The following is a 14,134-nucleotide window of genomic DNA, read 5'->3' as shown; positions in this document are numbered from 1 at the left end:
CTATCGACACACTTGACTGTACTTGTGTGGCGGCGACAAGCACCATTGCGCTCGTGCGCCGCGGTTGTATCAGTCGCCGCCCGCCCTTATTTGTCCCTTTCTTCCCTTCTTGGTGCGTAAATCCGATATGAGTTCCGCTCTGTCCATCCGGCAGCTAACCAAAACCTACGGCAACGGTTTCCAGGCCCTGAGTGGTATCGATCTGGACGTCGCCGAAGGTGACTTTTTCGCATTGCTCGGCCCTAACGGCGCCGGAAAATCCACCACCATCGGCATCCTCTCGACCCTGGTGAACAAGACCAGCGGGACGGTGAATATCTTCGGTCACGACCTGGACAAGAATCCTGCGCAGCTCAAGCGCTCCATCGGCGTAGTACCTCAGGAATTCAACTTCAACCAGTTCGAAAAAACCTTCGATATCGTCGTGACCCAGGCCGGTTATTACGGCATCCCGCCGAAAATCGCCAAGGAACGCGCCGAGCAGTACCTGACCCAACTGGGCCTGTGGGACAAGCGCGATACGCCGTCGCGTTCACTGTCTGGCGGCATGAAGCGTCGACTGATGATCGCCCGTGCGCTGGTTCACGAACCGCGCTTGCTGATCCTCGACGAACCGACGGCGGGTGTGGACATCGAACTGCGTCGCTCGATGTGGACGTTCCTCACCGAGCTGAACAAGAAAGGCATCACCATCATCCTCACCACCCACTACCTGGAAGAGGCTGAGCAGTTGTGCCGCAACATCGGCATCATCGACCACGGCACCATCGTCGAGAACACCAGCATGAAACAGTTGCTCGGCCAACTGCATGTGGAAACGTTCCTGCTCGACCTCAAAAACACTTTGCAAACCGCGCCGCAGTTGCTCGGTTACCCGACCAAGCTGCTCGACAGCCACACCCTTGAAGTTCAGGTCGACAAGGCCATGGGCATCACCGCGCTGTTCACCCAATTGGCGCAGCAGAACATCGAAGTGTTGAGCCTGCGTAACAAAACCAATCGCCTCGAGGAGTTGTTCGTGTCCCTGGTGGAGAAAAATCTGTCGAAGGTGGCGGTATGAGTTCCGAGCTGCAACCCAACCTCGTTGCCCTCAACACCATCGTTTACCGAGAGGTCAAACGCTTTACCCGGATCTGGCCGCAGACGCTGCTGCCGCCGGCCATCACCATGGTTCTGTACTTCGTGATCTTCGGCAATCTGATCGGCCGGCAGATCGGTGACATGGGTGGCTTCACCTACATGGAGTACATCGTGCCGGGGCTGATCATGATGTCGGTGATCACCAACTCCTACGGCAACGTGGTCTCGAGTTTCTTCGGCAGCAAGTTCCAGCGTTCCATCGAAGAATTGATGGTGTCGCCCGTGTCGCCGCATACGATTCTGATCGGCTACACCCTGGGCGGCGTGCTGCGCGGCTTGATGGTCGGGCTCATCGTGACCCTGCTGTCGCTGTTCTTCACCGACTTGCAGGTGCATCACCTGGGCGTGACCATTCTGGTGGTGGTGCTGACGGCGACGATTTTCTCGCTGCTGGGCTTCATCAACGCCGTGTTTGCGCGCAACTTCGATGACATCTCGATCATCCCGACGTTTGTGCTGACACCGCTGACCTACCTGGGCGGGGTGTTCTACTCGATCTCCTTGCTGCCACCGTTCTGGCAGACCGTGTCCCTGGCCAACCCGGTGCTGCACATGGTCAACGCCTTCCGTTACGGCATTCTTGGCGTTTCGGACATTAGGATCAGCGTGGCGATCACCTTCATGCTGGTGGCGACCGTGGTGTTGTACATCGGTTGCGCACGGCTGCAGGTCAGTGGACGCGGGATGCGTACCTAAAAGGACGACCGCATCGCCTTCTTCGCGAGCAGGCTCGCTCCCACACTGGATCCCCTGTGGGAGCGAGCCTGCTCGCGATGGCGTCAGTCCAGACACCACAAAAAACAACGGCCTCCCACTGTGGAGGCCGTTTTGCGTTTACTGCATTCGCTTTTTCTTGCGCCGCCGCCACTGCCGCCCCACCCACCAGCGCCAGTACATCATGGTCAGGCAATAGGCGAGCGCGCCGAGCACCAGTCCCGTCACCACCGAGCCGAGTAAAAACGGCTGCCAAAGAGTCGAGAGTTCGCCGCTGATCCATTCCCAGGTCAGCTCGTCCGGCAAATGGCGGGTGGGAACGTCCATCAGCCAGGCCCCCGTCTGGTAAGTGCAGAAGAACACCGCCGGCATGGTGATCGGGTTGGTCAGCCAGACCAGGCTGACCGCAATCGGCATGTTGCCGCGCACCATGATGGCGAGAATGGCGGCGAGCAGCATCTGCAATGGAATTGGCAGGAACGCCGCGAACAGACCCACAGCCATGGCCCGTGCGACGGAATGGCGGTTGAGGTGCCAGAGGTTCGGGTCATGCAGCAGGGTGCCGAGAAAGCGTAACGACTTGTGTTCCCTGATGATGATCGGGTCTGGCATGTAACGTTTGAATAAGCGCCGGGGCATAAGGCTTCTCGGTCGGTTAAGGCGGCAAGTATGTCTGGATTCTATGAACCGCCCATTCAGACTTTGTGACAATTAATAACGATGCCTGTGCGATTAGCCGGCTATGCCTAAGAGGGGACTCTCAAGGACGGGCGTATGCGCACAGGGATGATGGCGCTGGCGTTGGGTCTGTTGATCTTGCGTTTTTTACCGGTACTACCGCCGGTCTGGTTGTGGCTGTTGTTGCCAGTCATGGGATTGATGGCGCTGCCGTTCAGGACTTATCCGTTGGCGTTTTTCCTGTTCGGATTCAGTTGGGCGTGCGCGAATGCACAGTGGGCGCTGGATGATCGGCTGCCGATGAGCCTCGATAGCGAAACCCGTTGGGTCGAAGGTCGGGTGACGGGATTGCCGCAGATCAATGAGGCCGTCGTGCGTTTCGAGTTGGCGGACGCCCGGTCGCGACATGGGAAGGTGCCGAAACTTCTGCGCCTGGCCTGGTATGACGGGCCGCCGGTCAAGAGCGGCGAACATTGGCGACTGGCGGTCAAGTTGAAGCGTCCTGCGGGGCTGCTCAATCCCCATGCCTTCGATTACGACGCCTGGCTGTTGGCGCAACGCATCGGCGCTACCGGGACGGTCAAGGCTGGCGAGCGGCTCAAGGAAGCCCAATGGGCCTGGCGCGACGGCATCCGTCAGCGCTTGCAGTCCGTGGATGCCCAGGGACGAACGGGAGCGCTGACGGCGTTGGTGCTGGGGGATGGCGCCGGACTGAGTCGCGAAGACTGGCAGGTGCTGCAAGACACCGGCACCGTCCATCTGTTGGTGATTTCCGGACAACACATCGGGTTGTTGGCAGGGCTGGTGTATCTGTTGATTGCCGGGCTGACCCGTTATGGCCTGTGGCCGAAACGCTTGCCTTGGCTGCCGTGGGCCTGTGGACTCGCGTTCGCGGCCGCTCTCGGTTATGGGCTGCTGGCCGGTTTCGAGGTGCCGGTGCGGCGGGCCTGCGTGATGATCGGTCTGGTGCTGTTGTGGCGCCTGCGATTTCGTCACCTCGGCGCCTGGTGGCCGTTGTTGCTGGCGCTCGACGGTGTTTTGCTGCTGGATCCGCTGGCGAGTCTGCAACCGGGTTTCTGGCTGTCGTTCGCGGCGGTGGCGGTGTTGATCTTCACCTTCGGTGGTCGGCTGGGCCCATGGCGTTGGTGGCAAACGTGGACCCGTGCCCAATGGCTGATCGCGATTGGTCTGTGCCCGTTGCTGCTGGTGCTCGGGTTGCCGATCAGTCTCAGCGGGCCGGTGGCCAATTTGCTCGCGGTGCCGTGGATCAGCCTGGTCGTGCTGCCTCCGGCATTGCTGGGTACGTTGTTTTTACCCCTTCCTTACGTGGGCGAAGGGTTGCTGTGGTTGGCAGGAGGTTTGATCGACCTCTTGTTCAAGGGCCTGACGCTGATGGCCGGGTATTTACCCGCGTGGGTGCCGGTGGCCATCCCGTTGTGGATATGGGCACTCGGCACATTCGGTGCCTTTCTACTATTAATGCCTCGGGGTGTGCCGTTTCGCTCGTTGGGTTGGCCGATGCTGTTGTTGCTGGTTTTTCCACCCCGGCAGGTCTTGCCTGAAGGCATCGCCGAAGTTTGGCAGCTGGATGTCGGCCAGGGTTTGGCCATCCTGGTGCGCACCCGTCATCACACACTGTTGTATGACACCGGGCCACGTTTCGGCGATTTCGACCTGGGCGAGCGGGTGGTGCTGCCGACTTTACGCAAACTGGGCGTGAATGGACTCGATTTGATGTTGATCAGCCATGCTGACGCCGATCATGCGGGCGGCGCCCGGGCCGTTGCCAATGGCCTGCCGGTGAAACGGGTGGTCAGTGGCGATCCCCTGGCGCTGCCGGCCGAATTGCAGGCAGAAGGCTGCGAGAGCGGCAAGCAATGGGTCTGGGATGATGTGAGGTTCCAGCTCTGGCAGTGGTCTTCGGCCAGCGACAGCAATCAAAAATCCTGCGTCCTGCAGATAGAAGCCAACGGTGAGCGTCTGTTATTGACCGGTGATATAGACACCGTAGCCGAGCGGGCACTGCTCGACAGTCCACTCGCCGTCACCACCGATTGGTTGCAGGCACCGCACCACGGCAGTCGCAGCTCATCTTCCATGGCGCTGCTTACCGGGCTGCAACCCAAAGCAGTGCTGATCTCCCGCGGCCAGGGCAATTCATTCGGTCATCCCCATCCCACGATCATGGCGCGCTATCGAAAGCGTGGCATGTCGATCCATGACAGCGCCGAACAGGGTGCCATCCGTCTGCAACTGGGACGCTTCAAGCCGCCATGGACGATGCGTCAAGAACGGCGTTTCTGGCGCTCTGTGCAATAACCGGAGTGATTAAAGCCCGACCGGATGCGACATCGCGGTTTTCGGTGCGCCGACCCCCTATGTTAGAGTGGCGCACTTTTTCGAGGGGACTGTCACTGTGTGGGAATTGGTCAAATCCGGCGGATGGATGATGATACCGATCATTCTGAGTTCCATCGCAGCCATGGCGATCGTCGCCGAACGTCTCTGGACCCTGCGAGCCAGCCGTGTGACCCCGGAGCATTTGCTCGGGCAGGTCTGGGTCTGGATCAAGGACAAACAACTCAATAAGGACAAACTCAAGGAACTGCGCGCCAACTCGCCGCTGGGCGAAATCCTGGCTGCCGGCCTGGCCAACTCCAGGCATGGTCGCGAGATCATGAAAGAGTGCATAGAAGAAGCCGCCGCGCGAGTGGTTCACGAGCTCGAACGCTACATCAATGCGCTGGGCACCATCGCCGCCATGGCCCCGTTGCTGGGTCTGTTGGGGACGGTGTTGGGCATGATCGATATCTTCAGCGCATTCATGGGTTCGGGCATGACCACTAACGCTGCCGTGTTGGCCGGTGGTATCTCCAAGGCCCTGATTACTACGGCCGCAGGCCTGATGGTCGGCATCCCGGCGGTATTCTTCCACCGGTTCCTGCAACGCAGGATCGATGAACTGGTGGTGGGCATGGAGCAGGAAGCGATCAAGCTTGTCGAGGTGGTGCAGGGCGACCGTGATGTTGACCTGAATGGGAGCAAAGCGTGAAATTCCGCCGCAAGCAACGGGAGAATGTAGACATCAACCTCGCGTCGCTGATTGACGTGGTGTTTATCCTGCTGCTGTTTTTCGTTGTCACCACCACGTTTACCCGTGAAACCCAGTTGCGCGTTGATCTGCCGGAAGCGGTCAGCGGTTCGCCTGCCGAAGACCAGCAGGTCAAGCATCTGGACGTTGCCATCAGTGCCGAAGGCGCCTTCTCGGTGAATAATCAGGTATTGCCCAAGAACGACCTGGCGACCCTGATGGATGCGCTGCAGAAAGAATCCAGTGGCGACACCAACCTGCCGCTGTCCATCAGCGCCGACGGCAAGACTCAGCATCAGTCCGTCATCACCGCCATGGACGCCGCCGGTAAACTCGGTTTCAGCCACCTGCGCATGACCACTGTCGAGGCGGCGCCGCCCGCGCCCTGATGGCCATGTCCGATCGCTTGCTCGCCGCATGGTACCAAGGTCATCCGGCCTTGAAGCTGTTGCAGCCGCTGGAGTGGCTGTATCGGCGCGTGGTCATGAACAAACGCAAGCGTTTTCTGGCGGGTGAGGGCGAGATCTATCAACCGCCGGTGCCGCTGATCGTAGTCGGTAACATCACCGTCGGCGGCACCGGCAAGACGCCACTGATTCTATGGATGATCCAGCACTGCCAGCGCAGCGGTTTGCGGGTTGGCGTGGTCAGCCGAGGTTACGGCGCCAAACCGCCGCAACTGCCTTGGCGAGTCGAGGCGGATCAAAGCGCCGATATCGCAGGCGACGAACCGCTCTTGATCGTCCAGCGCACCGGCGTTCCGTTGATGATCGACCCGGACCGCAGCAGCGCCGTCAAAGCCCTGCTGGCGAGTGAACCGCTGGACCTGATCCTGTCCGACGACGGCATGCAGCATTACCGTCTGGCCCGCGACCTGGAGCTGGTACTGATCGACGCCGCCCGAGGTTTGGGCAACCAGCGCTGTCTGCCCGCCGGGCCGTTGCGTGAGCCGGCCGAGCGCCTGCAAAGCGTCGACGCGGTGCTGTACAACGGTGCCGATGACGATCGCGAAGGCGGTTTTGCCTTCCAGCTTCAACCCACCGAACTGGTCAATCTGCGAAGCGGCGAGCGGCGTCCCCTCGATCACTTTCCCGCAGGCCAGGCGCTGCACGCCGTGGCCGGGATCGGCAACCCGCAGCGTTTCTTCACAACCCTCGAAACGCTACACTGGCAACCAGTCCCGCATGCGTTTGCCGACCACGCCGAATACAGCGTGCAGGCCTTGAATTTCACACCGTCATTGCCGTTGGTGATGACCGAAAAGGACGCGGTGAAGTGCCGTGCCTTCGCCGCCGCCGATTGGTGGTACCTGGCGGTCGATGCTGCGCCATCGCCGGCCTTCGTGGCCTGGTTCGATACGCAGCTGATGCGCCTGTTGCCGGCTCGTCTTTTGCCTTAAATCCGTTTTTATCCAGGGAATGCTCATGGACACCAAATTGCTCGATATCCTCGCTTGCCCGGTCTGCAAAGGCCCGCTCAAGCTCAGTGCCGACAAAACCGAGCTGATCAGCAAGGGCGCAGGCCTGGCTTACCCGATTCGCGACGGCATCCCGGTGATGCTCGAAACCGAAGCCCGCACCCTGACCACCGACGAGCGTCTGGATAAATGACCACAGCCTTTACCGTTGTCATTCCATCGCGTTATGCCTCCACTCGTTTGCCGGGCAAACCGCTGCTCCTGATCGCCGGCAAGCCGATGATCCAGCACGTCTGGGAACAGGCGAGCAAAAGCAGTGCTCAGCGCGTGGTGGTTGCCACTGACGATGCGCGCATCGTCGAGGCCTGCAACGGGTTTGGCGCTGAAGTGGTGCTGACCCGCGAAGATCACAATTCCGGCACCGACCGTTTGGCCGAAGTCGCCGCGAAGCTGGGCCTGGCGCCCGACGCCATTGTGGTCAACGTCCAGGGTGACGAACCGTTGATCCCGCCGAGCGTGATCGATCAGGTTGCCGCCAACCTGGCCGCCCACACCGAAGCGCGCATGGCCACGTTGGCTGAGCCGATCGAAGACGTGGAAACCCTGTTTAACCCCAACGTGGTCAAGGTTGTCAGCGACCTTAATGGCCTGGCGCTGACCTTCAGTCGTGCCACGTTGCCGTGGGCCCGGGACGCGTTCGCCAAAAGCCGCGAGCAATTGCCGGAAGGCGTGCCGTATCGCCGGCACATTGGCATCTATGCCTACCGCGCCGGTTTCCTGCATGACTTCGTCAGCTGGGGCCCATGCTGGCTGGAAAATACCGAATCCCTGGAACAGCTGCGTGCCCTGTGGCACGGCGTGCGGATTCACGTCGCCGACGCGCTGATCGCACCGCCCACCGGCGTCGATACCGTTGAAGACCTTGAGCGCGTTCGTCGCCTGCTGGAGGCCTGATGCGGGTTTTGTTTGTCTGCCTGGGCAACATCTGCCGTTCGCCCACGGCAGAAGGCGTGTTGCGACACAAACTGCGCGAAGCGGGGCTGGCCGATCAAATCGAAGTCGCCTCCGCTGGCACCGGTGACTGGCACGTCGGCAAGTCCCCGGACAAGCGCAGCCAGGCTGCGGCGAAACTGCGCGGTTATGACCTGTCCGCCCAGCGCGCCCAGCAAGTGTCCCGCGCCGATTTCGCCACCTACGACCTGATTCTGGCGATGGACCACAGCAACCTGCGCAACCTCAAGGCCTTGCAACCGGCCAGGGGCAAGGCCGAGCTGGACCTGTTCCTGCGTCGCTACCAGTCAGACATCGATGAAGTGCCGGATCCGTACTACGACAGCGACCAAGGCTTCGAGCAGGTGCTGGACCTGATCGAGCGCGCCAGTGATTTGCTGGTGATCGAATTGAAGGGACGGTTATGAGTTTGCAGGTGCACGCCCAGGTTTCGCTCAAACCGTTCAACAGCTTTGGTGTCGACGTTAAGGCCAGGCTGTTTGCCGAAGCCCACAGCGATGCCGACGTGCGTGAAGCCCTGGCCTATGCGGAGGAACATGATGTGCCGCTGCTGGTGATTGGCGGTGGCAGCAACCTGCTGCTGACGGCCGATATCCAGTCGCTGGTGCTGCGCATGGCCACGCGCGGGATTCGCATCCTGAGCGATGACGGCAGCAAGGTCGTGATCGAAGCCGAGGCCGGCGAGCCTTGGCATCCGTTCGTGCAGCACACCTTGGCGCAGGGTTTGTCGGGCCTGGAAAACCTCAGTCTGATCCCCGGCACCGTCGGTGCGGCACCGATGCAGAACATCGGTGCTTATGGCGTGGAGATCAAGGATGTGTTCGCCGGCCTGACCGCGCTGGATCGTCAGACCGGCGACTTGCGGGATTTCACCCTGGAAGAATGCAACTTCGCCTACCGCGACAGCCTGTTCAAGCAGGAACCGGGGCGTTGGTTGATCCTGCGGGTTCGTTTCATCCTGGACCGCGCCGCGCACCTGCATCTGGAGTACGGCCCGGTGCGCCAGCGCCTGACCGAGCAAGGTATCGATCATCCGACAGCCACTGATGTCAGTCAGGCGATTTGCAGCATCCGCAACGAAAAGCTCCCGGACCCGGCGGTGCTTGGCAATGCCGGCAGCTTCTTCAAGAATCCTTTGGTGCCAGCGGCGCTTGTCGCGCAACTCAAAGGTGAATATCCGGATCTGGTGGCCTACGCGCAACCCGACGGGCAAATGAAACTGGCAGCGGGGTGGCTGATCGAGCGGGCCGGCTGGAAAGGTTTCCGTGACGCCGATGTCGGCGTGCATAAATTGCAGGCGTTGGTGCTGGTCAACTACGGCAACGCGACCGGTCTGCAATTGCTGAACCTGGCGCAACGCATTCAGAAAGACATTTCGGAACGTTTCCATGTCGACCTGGAAATGGAGCCCAATCGGTATTGAAGCTACGCTTTCAAGACTGATTTCAAAGCCCTGCACACGTTTAACGGTGCAGGGCTTTTTTGTTAATGCTGGGTTAACTTAGCCACCTAACGATGCAAACGTTTGCTCCATCAAAGGCCCGATGCAGACGCTATCGTCCGCATAAGAGAGCCTCATTAGCCTGAGCCGATCTGCGTGATGCCAACCGCCAACACCAGGCGGCAGATTGCTCGACCCCATAACCAATAACTATGCGGGCGTGCCCATGAATACCCTGAAGCTTAACGGTCAATACTACAAAATGGATGTGTCGGACGAGATGCCGCTGCTGTGGGCTATTCGCGATGTAGCGGGCGGCCATCCAGGCACGAAATTCGGCTGCGGCATGGGGCTGTGCGGTGCCTGTACGATTCATATCGACGGTCAGCCTGCGCGGGCGTGCATCACGCCGATCAGTTCCGTGAACGGGCAGAATGTCACCACCATCGACGAGTTGCACAACGACCCGATCGGGCAAGTCGTCCAGCAAGCCTGGCTCGACACCGCCGTGGCCCAGTGCGGTTTCTGTCAGGGCGGGCAGATCATGTCCGCCACGGCGCTGCTCAAGACCAACCCGAACCCCAGCGACGAACAGATCGAAGAGGCAATGGTCGGCAATATTTGCCGCTGCGGCACTTACAACCGCATCAAGACCGCCATCCGCCAGGCATCCACTCACCTGAAGGAGGCCAAGGCATGAGCCAGCTACCGAATGATTTCGCGCTGAGCAACCTCAGTCGTCGCGGTTTCCTCAAAGGCGTTAGCGCCACCAGTGCGCTGGTACTGGTTGCGAGCTGGGGCTGGCAAGACGCTTTCGCTGCCGAGAAAGAGAAGACATTCGGCGCCGATGGCATGCCCAACGGCTGGATCGACGATCCCAAGGTGTACGTCAGCATTGCCGCCGACGGCATGGTGACCGTGGTCTGCAACCGTTCGGAAATGGGCCAGGGTGTGCGCACCAGCCTGACGATGGTGGTGGCCGATGAGCTGGAAGCCGACTGGGCGATGATGAAGGTGCAACAGGCGCCGGGCGACGAAGTGCGCTTCGGCAACCAGGACACCGATGGCTCGCGCAGCATGCGCCACTGGTACGAGCCGATGCGTCGCTGCGGTGCTGCCGCGCGGACCATGCTTGAACAAGCGGCAGCCGAACAGTGGAAGGTGCCGGTCAGCGAATGCCGAGCGCAACTGCATAAAGTCATTCACCAACCGACCGGTCGTGAGCTGGGTTACGGCGCTTTGGCCGCCGCGGCCGGTGCGCTGGCGGTACCGGCGCGTGACAGCCTGCGGCTCAAGCAGCCGTCGGAATTCCGCTATATCGGCAAGGAAGGCACCAAGGCTATCGACGGTGCCGACATCGTCAATGGCCGCGCTATTTACGGTGCAGATGTACATTTCGACGGCATGCTCTACGCCACCATTGCACGTCCTGCGGTGTACGGCGGCAAGGTTAAGTCCGTCGACTCCAGCGCCGCGATGAAAGTCCCGGGCGTGATCAAGGTCATTCAGATCGAAGATCGTCCACTGCCGTTGGAGTTTCAACCGCTGGGCGGCGTGGCCGTGGTGGCCAGCAATACCTGGGCGGCGATCAAGGGCCGCGAAGCGCTGAAAATCGAGTGGGACGATGGCCCCAACGCCAGTTACGACTCGATCGCCTACCGCAAGGAAATTGAGGCAGCATCCCTCAAATCCGGCAAAGTGGTGCGCAATACCGGCAACATCGATGACGCGATGGGCAGCGCCGACAGCACACTCGAAGCATCCTATTACCTGCCGCACCTGACGCAGGCGCCAATGGAACCGATGGTCGCCATCGCCCGCTTCAAGGACGGTGTGTGCGAAGCCTGGGCTCCAAGCCAGGCACCCCAAGTCACTCGCGAACGAATTGGCGAGCGCCTCGGTATTCCGTTCGATAACGTCACCTTCAACGTCACCTTGCTCGGTGGTGGTTTCGGTCGTAAATCCAAACCGGACTTCATCATTGAAGCCGCAATCCTTGCCAAGGAATTCCCCGGCAAGGCACTGCGGGTGCAATGGACCCGTGAAGACGACATCCACTGCTCCTATTTCCACACGGTGTCGGCCGAGTACCTGAAAGCCAGCCTGAACAAGGACGGCCTGCCGTCCGGCTGGTTGCACCGCACCGTGGCGCCAAGCATCACTGCGTTGTTTGCGCCGGGCATGAATCATGAGGCGGCCTTCGAGCTGGGCATGGGCTTTACCAACATGGCTTACGCGATTCCTAACGTGCGCCTGGAAAACCCGGAAGCGACGGTCCATACCCGGGTCGGCTGGTATCGCTCGGTGTCGAACATTCCTCACGGTTTTGCGATTCAGAGCTTTGTCGATGAACTGGCGCACAAGGCCGGCCAGGATCCGCTCAAGTACCAGATCAAATTGCTCGGCCCGGACCGGCAGATCGATCCGCGCACCTTGAGTGAAGAGTGGAACTACGGCGAATCGCCCGAGCGTTATCCGATCGACACCGCACGTCTGCGCACGGTACTGGAAACCGCCGCCAAAGCTTCCGGTTGGGGCCGCGAGTTGCCCAAGGGCCGAGGTCTGGGTCTGGCGGTGCATTACAGTTTCGTGACCTATGTGGCAGCGGTGATTGAGGTTGAAGTCAAAGACGACGGCACGCTGATCGTGCACAAGGCCGACATCGCGGTGGATTGCGGACCGCAGATCAACCCCGAGCGGATTCGTGCGCAGTTCGAAGGCGCCTGTGTCATGGGCCTGGGCAACGCGGTGCTGGGGGAAATCAGCTTCAAGGACGGCAAGGTCCAGCAGGACAACTTCCACATGTATGAAGTGGCGCGCATGTCCCTGGCGCCGAAGGAAGTCGCGGTTCATCTGGTCACGCCGCCAGGCAACGTGCCATTGGGCGGTGTCGGTGAACCGGGCGTGCCACCGATTGCGCCAGCGCTGTGCAACGCAATCTTTGCCGCCACCGGCAAACGCATCCGCAACTTGCCGGTTCGCTATCAGCTGCAAGGTTGGCAGAAGGCGCAGGCCTGATGGACAGCGTCGATCTGAATGTCCTGCGCAGCGTGCTCGAATGGCGCCGCGCCGGTCAGCGGGTGGTGTTGTACAGCGTGGTCCAGACCTGGGGCACTGCGCCGCGAGCACCTGGCGCCATGCTGGCCTTGCGTGAAGATGGCGTGGTGATTGGCTCGGTGTCCGGTGGTTGTGTCGAAGACGATTTGATTGCCCGGCTGCACGACGGTCGTATTCCCGCCGATGGGCCGCCGGTGCAATTGATCACTTACGGCGTCACCCGTGAAGAGGCGGCACGCTTCGGTTTGCCGTGCGGCGGCACCTTGCGCCTGACCGAGGAGCGGGTCAGCGATCCGGCTTGGGTCGCCGAGTTGCTGGCGCGCTGCGAGGCGCATGAAATCGTGGCTCGCTCACTCAGTGTCGAGACGGGTGAAGTCATGCTGCAACCGGCTGACAAGACGGATGTGCTGATGTTCGATGGCAAGACATTGCGCGCCATCTACGGCCCGCGTTGGCGGCTTTTGCTGATCGGCGCCGGGCAGTTGTCCCGTTATGTCGCCGAGATGGCGCGGCTGCTGGATTTCGAAGTGCTGATCTGCGATCCACGTACCGAGTTCGTTTACGGCTGGGAAGAGCAGCACGGGCGATTTGTTTCGGGCATGCCCGATGACGCGGTGCTCAGCATCCAGACTGACGAGCGTACGGCCATCGTCGCGCTGACCCACGATCCTCGACTCGATGACATGGCGCTGCTCACGGCCCTGGATTCCAGGGCGTTTTATGTCGGTGCGCTGGGCTCCCGGGTCAACAGCCTCAAACGCCGGGAAAATCTCGCTCAGCTAGGCTTGTCACAAGAGGCTATCTCTCGGCTGCATGGCCCGATCGGTTTGCACATAGGCAGCCACACACCGGCGGAAATCGCCTTGTCGCTGCTGGCCGAAATCGTGGCGATCAAGAACGGCGTCGAACTGAAGCAGAAGAAGCTGTTGCAGGAGGTGGTATGAGCGAGCCCATCGGCGTCATCGTGTTGGCAGCGGGGCAGGGCAGTCGGTTTCGACAGGAGGCCGGTGCCGAGAGGGACAAGCTGGTGGCGGATTGTACGGGGCGCGAGGGTGCTGTTCATTCGATGATCGAGCAAGTGCTGGTGAATTTGCCGGCCTCTCTTGAGAAGCGCGTCCTGGTGACCACTGTGGATCGACCACAAGTGATCCGCATGGCCAAGGCCTATGGCTGCGAGATTGTGCTGATCGAATCGACCGGCATGGGTGACAGCATCGCGGCCGGGGTGGCGGCGTGTCCGCAGCTCGGCGGCTGGCTGATTGTGCTGGGGGATATGCCGTTTATCTTGCCGTCGAGTATTGAGCGGGTGGTGGCGGAGATTGCTGATGACGCCGTCAGTGTTCCGGTGCATCAAGGTGAGTATGGGCATCCGGTGGGATTTGGGCGCAGTTTTGGTTCGGCGTTGATGGCGTTGTCCGGTGATCGAGGTGCCAAGGCGTTGTTTGCGCAGGCGAGAGTCGTCGAGGTGGCAGTGGGCGATCCCGGGGTGTTGTGGGATGTGGATGTGCCAGAGAAATTGATCTACCCGCAATGACAGAACCGCAGACATAAAAAAGCCCCGCCTGGATCACCAGGCGGGGCTTTT

15 protein-coding genes are annotated in these 14,134 nt (G+C 60.7%); 14 read left to right on the top strand and 1 reads right to left on the bottom strand.

Annotated elements, in window-relative coordinates; all coding sequences use genetic code 11:
- Nucleotides 1–127: 127 nt before the first annotated feature.
- A complete protein-coding gene (locus tag QFX16_RS21580) occupies nucleotides 128–1,060 on the top strand; it encodes an ABC transporter ATP-binding protein (protein ID WP_033056918.1) in 933 nt (310 codons plus the stop codon).
- Complete coding sequence (locus QFX16_RS21575; RefSeq protein WP_283181272.1) at nucleotides 1,057–1,836, top strand: ABC transporter permease; 780 nt, start codon at nucleotides 1,057–1,059, stop codon at nucleotides 1,834–1,836. The genes QFX16_RS21580 and QFX16_RS21575 overlap by 4 nt, the downstream gene beginning before the upstream one ends.
- 138 nt (nucleotides 1,837–1,974) lie before the next feature.
- Here the strand turns inward: QFX16_RS21575 and QFX16_RS21570 are convergent, their stop codons facing one another.
- Nucleotides 1,975–2,493 (bottom strand): DUF2062 domain-containing protein, encoded by a 519-nt coding sequence (locus QFX16_RS21570; protein WP_283181271.1) that lies wholly within the window; start codon nucleotides 2,491–2,493, stop codon nucleotides 1,975–1,977.
- A gap of 135 nt (nucleotides 2,494–2,628) precedes the next feature.
- On the opposite strand from QFX16_RS21570, the gene QFX16_RS21565 reads away from it, so the two are divergent.
- The 12 genes from QFX16_RS21565 (at nucleotide 2,629) to QFX16_RS21510 (ending at nucleotide 14,083) form a co-directional block, all read left to right on the top strand.
- Entirely contained in the window at nucleotides 2,629–4,851 is a 2,223-nt protein-coding gene (locus QFX16_RS21565) for a DNA internalization-related competence protein ComEC/Rec2 (protein WP_283181270.1), read from the top strand.
- A 97-nt stretch (nucleotides 4,852–4,948) separates the two neighbouring features.
- The gene (pocA, locus tag QFX16_RS21560; RefSeq protein ID WP_283181269.1) at nucleotides 4,949–5,584 is read left to right on the top strand and encodes a flagellar polar localization protein PocA; all 636 of its coding nucleotides are present in this window, start codon (nucleotides 4,949–4,951) and stop codon (nucleotides 5,582–5,584) included.
- Nucleotides 5,581–6,012 (top strand): flagellar polar localization protein PocB, encoded by a 432-nt coding sequence (gene pocB, locus QFX16_RS21555; RefSeq protein ID WP_283181268.1) that lies wholly within the window; start codon nucleotides 5,581–5,583, stop codon nucleotides 6,010–6,012. Before pocA ends, pocB begins: the two co-directional genes overlap by 4 nt.
- Nucleotides 6,012–7,022: a tetraacyldisaccharide 4'-kinase gene (gene lpxK / locus QFX16_RS21550; protein ID WP_283181267.1), complete on the top strand. Its 1,011-nt coding sequence runs from the start codon at nucleotides 6,012–6,014 to the stop codon at nucleotides 7,020–7,022. Before pocB ends, lpxK begins: the two co-directional genes overlap by 1 nt.
- Before the next feature lie 25 nt (nucleotides 7,023–7,047).
- Entirely contained in the window at nucleotides 7,048–7,233 is a 186-nt protein-coding gene (locus QFX16_RS21545; protein WP_007945752.1) for a Trm112 family protein, read from the top strand.
- The gene (gene kdsB, locus QFX16_RS21540; RefSeq protein ID WP_046049062.1) at nucleotides 7,230–7,994 is read left to right on the top strand and encodes a 3-deoxy-manno-octulosonate cytidylyltransferase; all 765 of its coding nucleotides are present in this window, start codon (nucleotides 7,230–7,232) and stop codon (nucleotides 7,992–7,994) included. The genes QFX16_RS21545 and kdsB overlap by 4 nt, the downstream gene beginning before the upstream one ends.
- Nucleotides 7,994–8,458, top strand: a complete 465-nt coding sequence (locus tag QFX16_RS21535; RefSeq protein ID WP_283181266.1) for a low molecular weight protein-tyrosine-phosphatase — start codon at nucleotides 7,994–7,996, stop codon at nucleotides 8,456–8,458. The genes kdsB and QFX16_RS21535 overlap by 1 nt, the downstream gene beginning before the upstream one ends.
- The gene (gene murB / locus QFX16_RS21530; protein ID WP_283181265.1) at nucleotides 8,455–9,474 is read left to right on the top strand and encodes a UDP-N-acetylmuramate dehydrogenase; all 1,020 of its coding nucleotides are present in this window, start codon (nucleotides 8,455–8,457) and stop codon (nucleotides 9,472–9,474) included. Before QFX16_RS21535 ends, murB begins: the two co-directional genes overlap by 4 nt.
- Before the next feature lie 244 nt (nucleotides 9,475–9,718).
- Nucleotides 9,719–10,192, top strand: a complete 474-nt coding sequence (locus tag QFX16_RS21525; protein ID WP_283181264.1) for a (2Fe-2S)-binding protein — start codon at nucleotides 9,719–9,721, stop codon at nucleotides 10,190–10,192.
- A complete protein-coding gene (locus tag QFX16_RS21520; RefSeq protein ID WP_283181263.1) occupies nucleotides 10,189–12,510 on the top strand; it encodes a xanthine dehydrogenase family protein molybdopterin-binding subunit in 2,322 nt (773 codons plus the stop codon). The genes QFX16_RS21525 and QFX16_RS21520 overlap by 4 nt, the downstream gene beginning before the upstream one ends.
- Nucleotides 12,510–13,493: an XdhC family protein gene (locus tag QFX16_RS21515; protein ID WP_283181262.1), complete on the top strand. Its 984-nt coding sequence runs from the start codon at nucleotides 12,510–12,512 to the stop codon at nucleotides 13,491–13,493. Before QFX16_RS21520 ends, QFX16_RS21515 begins: the two co-directional genes overlap by 1 nt.
- Nucleotides 13,490–14,083: a nucleotidyltransferase family protein gene (locus QFX16_RS21510; RefSeq protein WP_283181261.1), complete on the top strand. Its 594-nt coding sequence runs from the start codon at nucleotides 13,490–13,492 to the stop codon at nucleotides 14,081–14,083. Before QFX16_RS21515 ends, QFX16_RS21510 begins: the two co-directional genes overlap by 4 nt.
- The last annotated feature ends 51 nt before the right edge of the window (nucleotides 14,084–14,134 follow it).

This window comes from Pseudomonas svalbardensis (assembly GCF_030053115.1).
GTDB lineage: Bacteria > Pseudomonadota > Gammaproteobacteria > Pseudomonadales > Pseudomonadaceae > Aquipseudomonas > Aquipseudomonas svalbardensis.
This window is presented reverse-complemented; position numbering and strand designations above follow the sequence as displayed.